Origin of the sequence: Halonotius sp. F2-221B (assembly GCF_046719765.1) — an archaeon.
GTDB lineage: Archaea > Halobacteriota > Halobacteria > Halobacteriales > Haloferacaceae > Halonotius.
Genome location: NZ_JABEBY010000007.1, coordinates 74,189 through 86,655 on the forward strand (window position 1 = coordinate 74,189; position 12,467 = coordinate 86,655).

Consider the following 12,467-nt stretch of genomic DNA (forward strand, 5'->3'; position numbering starts at 1 on the left):
CGGGATCGATCCCCCATCCGACCACCTGCTTATCTCCTGTCGAAGCGTAGCTGTTGTATGTCCTCCACAGCATCGGATAGCGGCCTGCGTGAGCCAGTGTACCGAACTGTCACGCCCGGCTACGGCAGCCACGAGGACACCAGCATGGATGTGATCGGCTGGATCGTCCTGCTTGGAATCCTCACGCTGTTGTTCCCGCTGCTCCCGCTGTTTCTCGCGGTCGTCCTCGTCGGCAAGGCGGTCTCGGCGGTTCGTTCCCAAACCGGTTCGTCAGCGTAGCGACGCCTCGACATCGCCGAGACCGAGCAGGTCGAAGGCGGTGCCGTTGTCGGCTTCGGTGGCCTCGGTGTAGACGACGCGAGCGGCGGCAACGTCCTGAATAGCCAACCCTGTCGAGTCGAAGACCGTGATACCATCAGCGGCCTCACGGCCTGCTTTGTCGCCGACGACGATCTCGCCGAGCGCGCCGTAGATGTCGCTGTCGGTCAGCGTCCCCGCGCTGTAGGGGACGTTGATCTCCCCGGAGTGGGTCGTCTGCTCGTAGTCATCGATAACGAGTTTCGCGTCCAGCAGAATCTGATCGCTGAGTTCGTGTTTGCCCGCCGCATCCGCGCCGATGGCGTTGATGTGGGTGTGGTTGCCAACGTCGGCGCGGTCGACGATGGGTGATTCGACCGGCGTGACCGTCGAGAGCACGTCGCAGGCGGCTGCGTCGCTGATCTCGCCGGCCCGCACGTCGAAGCGATCCTCGAAATGAGCGATAAAATCGGCGACGGGGTCGGGGCGTTGATCGGCGACGACGGCCTCCTCGATCGGTCGAACCGTCGAAATCGCTTCAAGCTGGGTGTAGGATTGGACGCCCGCGCCGACGAGGCCGAGCGAGGTTGCCTCCGCGATAGCCAGATGGTCGGTGGCGACGGCGGCGGCCGCGCCGGTACGCAGCTGCGTCAACTCGCGGCCGTCCATGATCGCCAGCGGAAAGGCGGTTTCAGGATCGGAGTAGATCATCGTCCCCAGCACGGTCGGCAAGCCGCGCTCGCTGTTGTCGGTGTGGACATTGATCCATTTGATACCCGCGGCGTCCCAGTCCTCGCTCGCGGCGGCTTCGGGCGCGTCGGCGTCGACCGAGAGATAGGCCGGCATCGACCGGAAATCGCCGTTGTACTGCGGCAGATCGATATAGGATTTCGCCGGCATCTGGGTGTCGCCGCGTTCGTCGGCCCCGAAGGCGGCTTCGACGGCGTCGATCACGGCCGGCAGCGGCGCGTTCGCCCGTACGTCGTCGCTGTCGAGTAAGAGCGTCTGCATGGCTTACCCTTTGAGCGTGAGGTAGTAACAGTTGGGCCGCGTCGGCCACGGTTTGTTCGGGTGCCGGCAGTCGCTACGCGGCGTCGACTTCCAACTGTGTGATGCGGCGTCGCTGGCGACGAACCAGCCACAGGAGGAACGCAGTCACCGCAAGCCAGACCAACGGGACGAGGACGGCCACACCGACGACGAGCACCAACAGCGGGACACCGACAGCGAGGAGTGCCCCACGTTTGGCGAGGTGACGAAGGCGACTGAGCATCGGCTTGTCGTCTCTCGGCCAGCAAAAAATCGATTCCGGTTAGCCGCGGCGGTTCGAGAGAGTGAATCGTGGAGTAGCTGTTGGCCGAACTTAGTCTCGCGGGCTTCGCCCGCGTGGCGGCGAAGCCGCCACGTTAGAAGCGGCCGGCGTCGCCGGCCGCCCGCTCGACAGCGAGGCGATTTGCCGCTCGCCTGCGGCTCGCGTTTTCTCGCCTCGCTTACATCGCGCCGCCCATGCCACCCATACCGCCCATGCCGCCCATACCGCCAGCACCGCCGGGACCGCCCTCGTCGTCCTCTTTGTCCGTCGAGAGATCGCCGGCGGAGATGATGTCGTCGATCTTGAGCACGAGGTTCGCGGCCTCAGCAGCGGAGGCGAGTGCCTGCTCTTTGGCGTGGGCTGGCTCAACGACACCGGCGTCGAAGGTGTCAGTCACGTCGCCGGTTGTGGCGTCAAGCCCGGCGTGGGTGTCGCCGCTCTCGTGTTCGGCGCGGAGATCGACCAGCGAGTCGATGGAGTCCAGCCCGGCGTTCTCGGCGAGCACGCGGGGAACAAGCTCCAGCGAGTCGGCAAAGGCCTCGACGGCGAGCTGCTCGCGGCCCTCGATGCTGTCGGCGTAATCGCGGAGCCGGGAGGCGAGTTCGACCTCGGGCGCGCCGCCGCCGGCGAGCACACGGCCGTCGGAGACGGTCGTCGAGACAACGTCAATCGCGTCGTTGATCCCGCGTTCAAGCTCGTCGACGACGTGGTCGGTCGAGCCACGCAGCAGGAGCGTCACGCCGTGTACCTCGCCGCCGGTGCCCTCGACGTAGAACAGTTCGTCTGCCTCGTCGCGGCTGATCGACCCGCTGCCGAGGTCGGCGGCCGTCAGCGAATCGAGGTCGGAGACGACGCTGCCGCCGAGGACGTTCTTCAAGAATTTGATGTCGGACTTCTTTGTCCGGCGGATCGCCAGCACGCCCTCCTTGGCGAGGTAGTGTTGGGCGAGGTCGTCGATGCCTTTCTGACAGAAAACCACGTCGGCACCGCTCTCGACGATCTGGTCGACCTTTGCTTTGAGCTGTTCTTCCTCCTGGTCGAGGAAGTTCTGGAGCTGGTCGGGGGATTCGATCGAGACCTGCGTGTCAACGTCGGCCTCCTCGATCTCGATGGCTTCGTTGAGCAGCAGCGTATCGGCGTCGTCGATCTCGGTCGGCATATCGTCGACGACAGGGTCTTTGTCGATAACCGCGCCGACGAGAAGCTCGCTGTCGCCCGCCGAGCGACCGGTCTGCGTTTCGATGTTGAGGTTCTGGAGGTCGACGACGTGGGAGCCGTCGTCGGCTTCAACGGTGATCTGCTGGACAGCACGGACGACGAGATCGGCCAGTACGTCCTTTTCGAGCTCCGCGCCCTTACCGGTCATCGAGGTCTCGGCGACCTTCTTGAGGAGAGCTTCGTCGTCAGGGTCGACAGGTTCGGCGATGTTGTCGACCTCCTCGCGGGCCTGCTCGCTGGCGAGATGGAAGCCCTTGATGATCGCCGTCGGGTGGATCTCCTGTTCGAGGAGGTCTTCGGCGTTCTTCAGGAGTTCGCCCGCGATGGCGACCGCGGTGGTCGTCCCGTCGCCGGCCTCGTCCTCTTGGGTTTCGGCGACCTCGACGATCATCTCGGCGGTCGGATTGTCAATATCCATCTCGGTGAGGATGGTGACACCGTCGTTGGTGACAGTGACATCGCCCGTCGAGCTGACGAGCATCTTGTCCATCCCTTTCGGTCCGAGTGTCGACCGGACGGAGTCGGCGACCGCCCGAGCGGCCGAGATATTGTACTGCTGGGCGTCCTTATCCTGGACGCGCTGAGAGTCCTCTCCGAGAATGATCATCGGTTGGCCCTGCTGCATGCGCTGACTCATAGTTCACCGCTTGATTGTTTGTGATTCTATATAAATGTGTTGTTCGTCGGCGTCATCAACGAGCGAGCGCATCGAAGTCGAGTTCGAAAAACACACAGCAAGCGACGGGGAATCTGAGTTTCATGAGCCGTGTTATCACGGATCTATCTAAACCGACACCCAGCGATTCGGTTGGGTTTATATATTGACCAAGCAGCCACAACAGGCGGGAGGCCGAGTTCTCGGCGTTGACACCTGTCGAACGAAGACACCGATGACAGCCGCAAACGGGGATCGACGACAGGAGCCCAGTGCACACATACATACGCCCACAAGCGAATCAGTAGGTATGGTTCCTGTTATCGGCGGCCTCGTCTCGTTTGTGATCGCCCTCCTCATCGGCGGCTTAGCGATCTTCATCAGCGCCCGCGCCATCGTCGATGTCGACGACTACAGACACGCGGTCATCACCGCGCTGCTCGGCGCGATCGCCTGGGCGCTCACCTCGTGGGTGCCGCTGATCGGCCCACTCATCGCCCTCGTCGTCTGGGTCGGCGTCATCAACTGGCGGTATCCCGGCGGCTGGGGTACCGCCGGAGCCATCGGCCTGATCGCGTGGCTCGCCGCACTGGGCATCATCTTTGTCGCAAACAGCCTCCTCAGCCTCGGGATCGGCGCGTTCGGGATCCCCGGCGTCTAAAAAACGGAGCCGGCGACCCCGTCAGGTTTTGCTGAGGTCAGCCGCGGCCTCGGCCTGCTCAACCACTGATTCCAGCGTCGCCTTTGGATCGGTCGCGGCGACAGCGGCGTTGACCGCGCCTTCGAGCACCGGCGCGTCGGCGATGATCGCCTCGCCGTCATGCATCTCGATGGCGACCTCGGCGTTCATCACCGCGCTGCCGAGATCGACGAGAACGACGACGCCGTCGCCATCGTCGGCGGCGGCCAGCGCGTCGCTGATGCGGTCGACGTTGGTGCCGACCCCACCGTCGTCACCGCCGGCGGCTTCGATCGCCGTCTCGCCGCCCATCTCGGCGGCGACCTCGACGATCCCCTCGGCGGCTGTCGCGCTGTGAGAGACGACAACGAGTCCGACCATCAGTTCTCCGCGGCCTCCGCATCCGGGATCGTCGGCGACGAGGCGTCGACATCCGGTACCTCACTGTCGAGTTCGTCGGCTGCCGTCTCCAGCAGTTCCTCCATGATATACAGCGTGCTCGTCGCGCCGGGATCCTGGTGGCCGACCGACCGCCAGCCGAGATACGAGGCGCGGCCCTTGCTCGCCCGGATCGGGACGGTAAACTGGACGCCAGCCTCAGCGGCCGCGACCGCCTTGGCGAACGCTTCCAGCGGCGGGAGGTCGTCGGTCTCGATGGACTTCTTGAACGTGTGGACGGCGGGCGTCAGCGCGTCGACCATCGTCCCAGCGCCGACGCTGGCGTCGCCGCGGTCTTTGACCTTTTCGAGGTAGGTCTCCGCAAAGGCGACCGCGGTTTCCGGCGTGATGCCGCCCTCCAACTCTTGGCTGGCGAAGACGAGCGAGCCGCCGTACAGCGGCCCGGCCGCACCACCGACTTCCGAGAGGACGGTCTTGCCCGCAGTCTTGACGACTGTCTGGACATCCGGGTCGTCGAGATCAGCGACGGCGTCGGCGGCTTCGGCCCAGCCACGGGCCATGTTGCCGCCGTGGTCGGCGTCACCGATGGCGGAGTCGAGGTCGGTCAGATGCGAGCGTTCGGCCTGGATACGCTCGGCGACGGCTTCGACGGCGGCGACGACAGCAGCTGCGTCCCCGCTCATTGGACTGTCAGACCCGGGGTATCAGCCGGCGCGTCGAGCAGCTCTTTGAGCTCGTCGTCGACCGCACAGACCGTGATCGACGCCCCCTCCATATCCAGGGAGGTCATGTAGTCGCCGACCCACGCGTCCCACGTTTCGAGGCCGTGGTCGCCGATGAGTTCCTGGAGCTTGCGGTTGACGACGAACAGCTCCATCAGCGGCGTGCCGCCCATCCCGTTGACGATGGTGACGACTTCCTGGCCCTCGTCGAGGTCGAGGTCGTCGAGGACGCTCTCAGTGAGTTCCTCGGTGATCTCGTCGGCCGACATCACGTCGGTGCGCTCGGTGCCCGGCTCGCCGTGGATCCCGATCCCGAGTTCGATCTCGTCGTCGGGCAGATCGAACGTCGCTTCACCCTTTTCGGGCGTCACACAGGAGGTGAGTGCCATCCCCATCGTGCCGACGTTGTCGACGACCTTCTGGGCGACCCGCTGAACCTCGTCGAGATCCGCGCCCGCGGCGGCTTTCGCGCCGGCAGCCTTGTGGACGAGGATCGTCCCACAGACCCCGCGCCGGCCCGATGTATAGAGCGAGTCCTCGACAGCAACGTCGTCGTTGACGACGACCGTGGCAACGTCGGTGCCCTCCATCTCGACCATCTCGATGGCGGTCTCGAAGTTCATCACGTCGCCCTCGTAGTTTTTGATGACGGCGAGTACCCCTTCGCCGCTGTCGGTCGCGTCGAGCAGGGCCTCGAACTCGTCGGCGGTCGGCGAGGAGAACACGTCGCCGGCGGCCGCCCCGTCGAGCATGCCGTCGCCGATATAGCCGCCGTGGGTCGGCTCGTGGCCGCTGCCGCCGCCCGAGACGACACCGACCTTCCCGTCGACGGGCGCGTCATCCCGAACGAGTACCTGTGTGTCAGGGAGTCGCCGCATCTCCGGGTAGGCGGCGGTCATTCCGTCGAGCATTTCGTCGACAACGTCGTCAGAATCGTTGATGAGTTTCTTCATACGCACTATCGCAATCGACCGTGATAGACTAAAGGTTAATTCTCCGAATCTGGCAGGTAATACAGCACCGCGCGGAGATTACCACAGCACATGCTGTCGGGCGGAGCCGCGGCCGATCAGTCGAGAGCCGTCTCCGCAAGCGCGGTTTCGATCGTGTCGATGGCGTCGGTGACAGCTTCGAGATCGTCGGCAACAGCCCCGCTTGCAACCCGCTCGTACTCCGCATCGTCCAGTTCGTGTTCGGCGACGGCAACCTCCCGGAGCCGCTCGTACTCGTCGCGGCGCGAAAAGCGAGCGAGGCGACGGCGGGCAGCCTCGATCGGTGCGGACGGATCGACAGCGTCGGCGATATCGGCGGGGGCGGCGGTGACGCTATCGGTGTCGTCGCCGGGAGCGGCAGCACCGCTGTCGGCCTCGAAGACCGAATCAAGCCGGCGGACGAACGGGGCCAACTCGTCGAGCCGCGCCCGGAGCGTCGCGGCCTCGGCGGGCGGCCAATCGACACAGAAGGGGTCAGCGTCGAGGCGGTCGAGGTAGGTCTGATGGACGGCAACCGAGGTGCGGAGCGCGCCGGGGTCGTCGACGTAATGCTCCAGTTTTGAGGGGGAGTAGTCGGCGTACTCGCGCAGCGTCGCCAGCGGTTCGGTGCCGGCCGGCTTCGATGCGATGTAGTCGACCAGATCCCGTGGCGGGCGGTCGACACCAACGAGCGGGCGGTCGGCCGCATCGTCGAGGAGGGTAAAGAGATCGCGGGCCGGTCGCGTTTTGCGGAACCGTTCGAATGCAGCCCGGACAGCCGTGTTGTAGTCATCGACACGCTCCCGCAGGGGGTCAGTCGAGACAGCAAGGTCGACATCGGCGAGCCGCTGGAGGTCGCGGAGGCGGTCGGCTTCGTCGCGGAGTTCGTCGCGTTCGGTCTTGGCCTCGTTGCGAGCCTCGCGGTAGGCGTCGATGGCGTCCTCCCGTTCCTCCAGCATGTCGACGGCCTCGCCGGCGGTCTCGATCTGTTCGCGGGCGAACTCGAAATCCGCCTCGTTCAGCCGGCGTTTGTCCAGCCGGTCGCTGACGCGCTGGAAGGCGTCGGCGGCGAACGCGTCGTCGGACAGCGAATCGACGAGGGCGAGGATCTCGGTTTGGAACTGGAGATAGGCGGTAAAATCGCCGGTGCCGGTCGCGCTATCCTCGTAGCTGTCGAGGAGTCGCGTCGCGTTCCGGTAGGCGTCCGCGGCGGCTTCGACGCTATCCTCACCGTGGTCGGCGATGGCGGCCTCGGCGGCCTGCACGCGGTCGGCAGCCGCCCGGAGCTCCTCGATGACAGCCGGCGGCGACTGCGTGGGGACAGGATCGACCATCTTATTCGTAGACTGCGTCGGGATCGAAGACGGTTTCGCCGACGTGCTCGCCGTCGATGGTGCGGTAAAAACAGCTCTCGTGGCCGGTGTGACACGCCCCGCCCTCTTGTTCGACGAGATACAGCAGCGTGTCGGCGTCGCAGTCGACCCGAACCTCCTGAATCTCTTGGGTGTGGCCGCTGGTCGCGCCTTTCTCCCAGAGCTCATCGCGGCTGCGGGAGTAGTAGTGGGCGCGACCGGTCTCCAGTGTCTTGTCGAGGGCGTCCGGCGAGACGTACGCGAGCATGAGCACGTCCTTCGAGTCGGCGTCTTGGGCGACGGCGGGGACGAGGCCGTTGTCACCGAAATCAACATCGATCTGCTCGGTCATTGGGAGGACTCAACGCGGCGAGGCGAATAGGCCTTTCCCGTCGCCGACGGCGCGTCGGCGATCGGCGCGTCCCCTACTCGCCGCTGTAGCGACCCGTGTCGACGCGGCCGTAGCCGTGGGCCCGGCTCCATTCGATGAGGCGGTGGCGACCCCGGCGGGCCAGCGGGGCCAACTCCGGGGCACCGATGATCCCGAAGCCGACAACGATCACGCCGAAGCCGGCGACGGTCATCGCCGACAGCGACTCCCCAAGCAGGAGCCAGCCGCCGAGGGTGGCGACGACCGGACTGACGTAGAAGACGAGACTCGACCGGGTCGCCCCGACGGCATCGAGCAGATTGAAATGCAGGATGTAGGCGAGCGCGCCGGCGAAGACGCCGAGGTAGACAACCGAGAGCAGCGCCGAGGCCGTCCACGTCGCCGCCGCGACCGACTCGCCGGCAGCGAGGCTGAGCGCGTGGAGCAACGCCGCGCTGATCGGGAGGGCCCATGCGGTGCGAACCGTACTCGACAGCCGCGGCGCGGAGCGGCGGATCAACACCGTACCGAGCGCGAGGCTGACCGCACCCGCGAGCACGATCGCCGCGCCGCCGGACAGCGTCGCTTGCAGCGTCGCCGGCGTCAACTCGATGACCATGCCGACGCCGACGAGGCCGACGAGCGTGCCGACCGCGCCGGTCGCCGAGAGGCGTTCGTCGCTGAGCAGGCCGCCGGCAAACAGCGGGGTGAAGATGGGCACAAGCGCGAAGAGGATCGCGCCGACGCCGCTGGTGACTGAGCCCTGGCCGAGGAACAACAGGCCGTTGGCGAGGCCGATCGCAAAGACGCCAGCGGCAAGGATGCCGGCGATGTCGCCGCGGGTTCGCGGGATGAGATCGCCCACGTCGTGGGTGAGGAGGACGTAGCCACCGAGGACGAGCGCGGCAAGATCGAACCGCACCGCGACAAGCAGTAGCGGCGGCACGTCAGCGAGGCCAGCCTTCGCTGCGACAAAGGTGCCACCGAACAGCACGCTCACCGCGAGAAACGCCGCCGTCCAGCGGTGGTCGGTCAGTTGCATCCGGCCTCCGATCCGGCGAACGGGCGGGGAGATAGCGTCGAAGAGAGAAGATCGCTCATATCCAAACAGAGGGGCTGAATGGGCATAAACCAATCCAGAAATCGCTGCACTGCGGGACAATCGGTTGGATCGTGACGACCAGCCGCAACGTGCAGGCGGCGCACGTAACGACGTAGTTTCACGGTGTGAAAGATGGCCGAAACCGACTTGCGGGCGGGGCAAGAACACAGGGTATGGATCGGGTCTTCGAGGAGATGGAGTTTCTCGCGCGGTCGGCCAACCGTGGCGATGTGCTGACGCTGGTGGCCGAGGCCCCACACGACCGGGGGGCGTTGGCGGCCGAGACCGGGGCCTCACAGCCAACGCTCGGTCGGATTCTCCGGGATTTCGAGGAACGTGACTGGGTGCGAGCAACCGAGGCCGGCTACACCGCAACGGCGACCGGCCGGCTCGTCGCCGCGGGGCTGACCGAACTCTCCGAGAGCCTGACTGCCGAGCTCCACCTTCGAGAGATCAGCGGGTGGCTGCCGGCCGACGATCTCGGTTTTGACCTGAAACGACTGGGCGAGGCGACGATTACGACGCCGACCCAGACCCGACCGAGCGCGCCGATCAGCTGCGTGATCGAACTGATTGAGACGGCAGACCGGGTGCGGGTCTTCTCACATGCGTTTAACGAACAGACGCTGGCCGCGGTCGTCGAGTGGGTCGCCGATGGTGGGCAGTTCGAGGGCGTATTCTCCGCGGCGGCGATCGATGCGGTGGCCCACGAGACGGGGCTGCGCGGACAACTCAAACAGCTGTATGCGGCCGCCGACGCGACGATTCGTGTCATCGAAGATGATATTCCGCTGGCGGTGACAGTCGCTGACGACACGGTGAGCCTGTTGTTGCGGGACGAGCAGGGACGGCTGCAGGCGGCTGTCGACACCGACGACTCGGATGTCAAGACGTGGGCAACAGCCCGACACAGCGACTACTGGGCGTCGGCGCGCCCACTGGACGAGACAGATCTCGCTGGCGACACGTGACGACGGCGACACCGGCTGTGAGGCCGCAGCCGACAGCAATCGACCAGAGGGTGACAGCAATCAGACAGAGGGTGTCTCCGAGGCCGGTCGGTCATACTCACAGGTGCCGTCGAGACACCGCTCGCCAGAGGCGGTGCGGAACCGCGGAAGCCCGCACTCACAGGCCCCGGTGACGACGCCCGCGGGGAAGGAAAACGACGTTTCACAATCCGGGTAGTCGTCACAGCCGAAGAAGAGTCGCCCGTCGGGGCTGCGAACGCGGAGCGGCGCGCCACAGTCAGGACAGTCGTAGGCCTCGTCGAATCGCTCGCGGACGGCATCCGACAGCGACTCACAGGCGTAATCGACACAGAGGTCGAAGGCCTCGCCGCGTTCGACGCGGATCTGTGGGAGACCACAATCCGGGCAGGTGGAGTCAAGCACGGTCGCCCCCGACGGCAGGCCGTACTGTTCGGCACAGTCGAGACATCTGACTTCCCCGCGCGTGCGGACGAGTTGGCCAGTGCACAGCGGGCAGTCGCCAACGGGGACGCCGGCTTCGGAAACCGGGAACGATTCGACGCCGGCAACGTCGTGAGAGCTAACCGAAAGCTGTTGGCCGTCGGCCGCGGCGGTGAGGCTGAACCCCTCGCTGTCGTGTTCGACGGTGACCTCGTCGGGGCGGGTGAGCCACGCGACGGGCTGGTAGCCGTCGGCGTCGTGGACGAGGACGGTGCGATCCGGTTTGACCAGGATCACGACGTGGCCGCGTTGGGTGCGGTCGCGGCTGCCTTCGAACTCGACGGTGCAGTCGCCGGTCAGGATGCGGGTGCGGTCGGCCATGGGCCGCCGTGGCCGCGGCTTCCGCCCTAAAGCTACGGGCGAGAGTCTTTAGGTGAAGGCGATGACGGGCCACCATGGGCGACTCCAAACGCGGGAGCCGGGCCGTGTTGTTCGATATGGACGGCGTGATCGTTGACTCCGAGCGATACTGGCACGACGCCCAGCCCGAGCACATCTTTCCGGCGACGCTCGCGGGCGCGTACCCGGATCTCGACGAGACAACCGGGATGAACTACAAGGAGATCTACGACTATCTCGATGCGAACTACGAGACGAAAATCAGCAAAGACGAGTTTATCGATATCTTCGATGAAACAGCACGCGAAATCTACCGCGAGCGTGTCTCGCTGCTCGATGGCTTTCACGACCTCCATGATGAACTCGCCGCCAACGAGGTTACCGTCAGCATCGTCACCTCCGCGCCGCCAGCGTGGCACGAGATCGTCACCGAGCGGTTCGACATCGCGGTTGGCGAGACGATCAGCGCGGAAGACATCGACGGCGAGGGGAAGCCAGCCCCGGATGTCTACGAGCATGCCGCGGGCGTCCTCGGCATCGACCCGGCCGACTGCCTCGTCGTCGAGGATTCGAAAAACGGCGTCGAAGCCGGGAAGCGCGCCGGCATGACGGTGATCGCCTACCGGAGCGGGCCGAACGACGATACCGACCTCTCGGCGGCCGATGTCGTTGTCGACGGCTCCGCAGAGTTACGGGCTGAGATTCGACGACGGACGGGAGTTGAGGGATAGGCCGCGTGTGACTACTCGGATCTGACGGTGACAGACGGAAAATACGTCTCGTAGAACGCAGTATCGAAGGTAAGCAGCCGGTCGCAGTCGACAGCGGCGTGGGCACCAATGAGAAAATCAGCGGCGATATGCTGTCGCGGAGCGAGCGCGGTGCCACACTCCGTGCAGGGAACCGTCTGGTCAGTCCCACACGTCGGACACTGCAATCCGTCAGGGCGGCGGTCAGTGTACTCCTGAAAGGCTCCGCCGGCGCGGAACAGGGCTTCTTGTGACGGCTCGTCAAGTTGCAATCGAAGGTCGTCGCAGAACTCGTCGAGAGCCGCAGACGATTCGAAATGGCCGTCGGCAGCGAGTTCGGCGTAGACGATCGACGAGATCACGACCCGACCATCCTGATAAGCGCGGCGCAGAACCGACTCGCTGGCGTCGGCGTGTTCGTCGTCGTACAACAGGGCGAGCAGCGCATTCGTATCGACCGCGGTGATCACGTGTCGCCCCCGAGTTCGTCGTCACCCACGTCACGAGGGTACTCACCGCGGAGCCGGCGCATCCGCTCGGGCATCGAGTCGTCGCTGTCGGCACGACCGCGGTGTTTGGCGAACGGATCATCACCGTCGGCTGTCGTCGGGGGTTGTTTCCGGATCGTGTACCCCGATTCGTCCTCCTCAAACGTGATCTCGTCACCCGGTTCGATACCGAGAGCCTCCCGGATCTCTTTGGGAATCGTGACTTGACCTTTCGTTGTCACGCGGGGCATGTGTAGTTGAACGTATGGCGTAATACAAGAAAAGTATTACTCAGGGTGAATCGACACCGATCAGCAAGAAAACGCCATATGAACATGATTT

Annotated in this window: 16 protein-coding genes; 4 read left to right on the forward strand and 12 right to left on the reverse strand. The window is 65.2% G+C overall.

All coding sequences use genetic code 11. From position 1 onward, the window contains the following. Positions 1-57 precede the first annotated feature (57 nt). A complete protein-coding gene (locus tag HKK80_RS06595; protein ID WP_411798819.1) occupies positions 58-279 on the forward strand; it encodes a hypothetical protein in 222 nt (73 codons plus the stop codon). Here the strand turns inward: HKK80_RS06595 and HKK80_RS06600 are convergent. From HKK80_RS06600 to thsB, 3 genes are all read right to left on the reverse strand, one after another. Continuing rightward, positions 271-1,308, reverse strand: a complete 1,038-nt coding sequence (locus HKK80_RS06600) for an ornithine cyclodeaminase family protein (protein ID WP_411798820.1) — start codon at positions 1,306-1,308, stop codon at positions 271-273. The genes HKK80_RS06595 and HKK80_RS06600 overlap by 9 nt on opposite strands. A gap of 73 nt (positions 1,309-1,381) precedes the next feature. Continuing rightward, positions 1,382-1,570, reverse strand: a complete 189-nt coding sequence (locus HKK80_RS06605) for a hypothetical protein (protein ID WP_411798821.1) — start codon at positions 1,568-1,570, stop codon at positions 1,382-1,384. Between the two features lie 217 nt (positions 1,571-1,787). Further along, on the reverse strand, positions 1,788-3,434 hold the full coding sequence (thsB, locus tag HKK80_RS06610) for a thermosome subunit beta (RefSeq protein ID WP_411798879.1): 1,647 nt from the start codon (positions 3,432-3,434) through the stop codon (positions 1,788-1,790). 358 nt (positions 3,435-3,792) lie between these two features. On the opposite strand from thsB, the gene HKK80_RS06615 reads away from it, so the two are divergent. Then, complete coding sequence (locus HKK80_RS06615; protein ID WP_411798822.1) at positions 3,793-4,143, forward strand: hypothetical protein; 351 nt, start codon at positions 3,793-3,795, stop codon at positions 4,141-4,143. A 21-nt stretch (positions 4,144-4,164) separates the two neighbouring features. Here HKK80_RS06615 and dhaM read toward each other — a convergent pair whose 3' ends face one another. From dhaM to HKK80_RS06645, 6 genes are all read right to left on the reverse strand, one after another. Beyond that, entirely contained in the window at positions 4,165-4,542 is a 378-nt protein-coding gene (gene dhaM, locus HKK80_RS06620) for a dihydroxyacetone kinase phosphoryl donor subunit DhaM (protein WP_411798823.1), read from the reverse strand. Further along, the gene (gene dhaL, locus HKK80_RS06625; RefSeq protein WP_411798824.1) at positions 4,542-5,243 is read right to left on the reverse strand and encodes a dihydroxyacetone kinase subunit DhaL; all 702 of its coding nucleotides are present in this window, start codon (positions 5,241-5,243) and stop codon (positions 4,542-4,544) included. Before dhaL ends, dhaM begins: the two co-directional genes overlap by 1 nt. After that, on the reverse strand, positions 5,240-6,235 hold the full coding sequence (gene dhaK, locus HKK80_RS06630; protein ID WP_411798825.1) for a dihydroxyacetone kinase subunit DhaK: 996 nt from the start codon (positions 6,233-6,235) through the stop codon (positions 5,240-5,242). The genes dhaL and dhaK overlap by 4 nt, the downstream gene beginning before the upstream one ends. Before the next feature lie 116 nt (positions 6,236-6,351). Beyond that, on the reverse strand, positions 6,352-7,587 hold the full coding sequence (locus HKK80_RS06635) for a hypothetical protein (RefSeq protein WP_411798826.1): 1,236 nt from the start codon (positions 7,585-7,587) through the stop codon (positions 6,352-6,354). A gap of 1 nt (position 7,588) precedes the next feature. After that, positions 7,589-7,957: a phosphoribosyl-AMP cyclohydrolase gene (hisI, locus tag HKK80_RS06640; protein WP_411798827.1), complete on the reverse strand. Its 369-nt coding sequence runs from the start codon at positions 7,955-7,957 to the stop codon at positions 7,589-7,591. Positions 7,958-8,030: 73 nt separating this feature from the next. Further along, positions 8,031-9,017: a DMT family transporter gene (locus HKK80_RS06645; RefSeq protein WP_411798828.1), complete on the reverse strand. Its 987-nt coding sequence runs from the start codon at positions 9,015-9,017 to the stop codon at positions 8,031-8,033. A 233-nt stretch (positions 9,018-9,250) separates the two neighbouring features. Here HKK80_RS06645 and HKK80_RS06650 point away from each other — a divergent pair, with 233 nt between their 5' ends. Beyond that, on the forward strand, positions 9,251-10,048 hold the full coding sequence (locus tag HKK80_RS06650) for a helix-turn-helix transcriptional regulator (RefSeq protein ID WP_411798829.1): 798 nt from the start codon (positions 9,251-9,253) through the stop codon (positions 10,046-10,048). Between the two features lie 60 nt (positions 10,049-10,108). Here HKK80_RS06650 and HKK80_RS06655 read toward each other — a convergent pair whose 3' ends face one another. Next, the gene (locus HKK80_RS06655) at positions 10,109-10,870 is read right to left on the reverse strand and encodes a topoisomerase DNA-binding C4 zinc finger domain-containing protein (RefSeq protein WP_411798830.1); all 762 of its coding nucleotides are present in this window, start codon (positions 10,868-10,870) and stop codon (positions 10,109-10,111) included. A 74-nt stretch (positions 10,871-10,944) separates the two neighbouring features. Between HKK80_RS06655 and HKK80_RS06660 the strand changes: the two genes are divergently transcribed. Then, complete coding sequence (locus HKK80_RS06660) at positions 10,945-11,619, forward strand: HAD family hydrolase (RefSeq protein WP_411798831.1); 675 nt, start codon at positions 10,945-10,947, stop codon at positions 11,617-11,619. A gap of 11 nt (positions 11,620-11,630) precedes the next feature. Here HKK80_RS06660 and HKK80_RS06665 read toward each other — a convergent pair whose 3' ends face one another. Both HKK80_RS06665 and HKK80_RS06670 read right to left on the reverse strand, forming a co-directional pair. Then, the gene (locus HKK80_RS06665; protein ID WP_411798832.1) at positions 11,631-12,107 is read right to left on the reverse strand and encodes a type II toxin-antitoxin system VapC family toxin; all 477 of its coding nucleotides are present in this window, start codon (positions 12,105-12,107) and stop codon (positions 11,631-11,633) included. After that, positions 12,104-12,376: an AbrB/MazE/SpoVT family DNA-binding domain-containing protein gene (locus tag HKK80_RS06670; protein WP_411798833.1), complete on the reverse strand. Its 273-nt coding sequence runs from the start codon at positions 12,374-12,376 to the stop codon at positions 12,104-12,106. The genes HKK80_RS06665 and HKK80_RS06670 overlap by 4 nt, the downstream gene beginning before the upstream one ends. Positions 12,377-12,467: the final 91 nt, after the last annotated feature.

Bases quoted from the DNA above. Each gene is read 5' to 3' on its own strand.
- HKK80_RS06595 (WP_411798819.1), top strand. From the start codon at position 58: ATGTCCTCCACAGCATCGGATAGCGGCCTGCGTGAGCCAGTGTACCGA.
- HKK80_RS06600 (WP_411798820.1), bottom strand. From the start codon at position 1,308: ATGCAGACGCTCTTACTCGACAGCGACGACGTACGGGCGAACGCGCCG.
- HKK80_RS06605 (WP_411798821.1), bottom strand. From the start codon at position 1,570: ATGCTCAGTCGCCTTCGTCACCTCGCCAAACGTGGGGCACTCCTCGCT.
- thsB (WP_411798879.1), bottom strand. From the start codon at position 3,434: ATGATCATTCTCGGAGAGGACTCTCAGCGCGTCCAGGATAAGGACGCC.
- HKK80_RS06615 (WP_411798822.1), top strand. From the start codon at position 3,793: ATGGTTCCTGTTATCGGCGGCCTCGTCTCGTTTGTGATCGCCCTCCTC.
- dhaM (WP_411798823.1), bottom strand. From the start codon at position 4,542: ATGGTCGGACTCGTTGTCGTCTCTCACAGCGCGACAGCCGCCGAGGGG.
- dhaL (WP_411798824.1), bottom strand. From the start codon at position 5,243: ATGAGCGGGGACGCAGCTGCTGTCGTCGCCGCCGTCGAAGCCGTCGCC.
- dhaK (WP_411798825.1), bottom strand. From the start codon at position 6,235: ATGAAGAAACTCATCAACGATTCTGACGACGTTGTCGACGAAATGCTC.
- HKK80_RS06635 (WP_411798826.1), bottom strand. From the start codon at position 7,587: ATGGTCGATCCTGTCCCCACGCAGTCGCCGCCGGCTGTCATCGAGGAG.
- hisI (WP_411798827.1), bottom strand. From the start codon at position 7,957: ATGACCGAGCAGATCGATGTTGATTTCGGTGACAACGGCCTCGTCCCC.
- HKK80_RS06645 (WP_411798828.1), bottom strand. From the start codon at position 9,017: ATGCAACTGACCGACCACCGCTGGACGGCGGCGTTTCTCGCGGTGAGC.
- HKK80_RS06650 (WP_411798829.1), top strand. From the start codon at position 9,251: ATGGATCGGGTCTTCGAGGAGATGGAGTTTCTCGCGCGGTCGGCCAAC.
- HKK80_RS06655 (WP_411798830.1), bottom strand. From the start codon at position 10,870: ATGGCCGACCGCACCCGCATCCTGACCGGCGACTGCACCGTCGAGTTC.
- HKK80_RS06660 (WP_411798831.1), top strand. From the start codon at position 10,945: ATGGGCGACTCCAAACGCGGGAGCCGGGCCGTGTTGTTCGATATGGAC.
- HKK80_RS06670 (WP_411798833.1), bottom strand. From the start codon at position 12,376: ATGCCCCGCGTGACAACGAAAGGTCAAGTCACGATTCCCAAAGAGATC.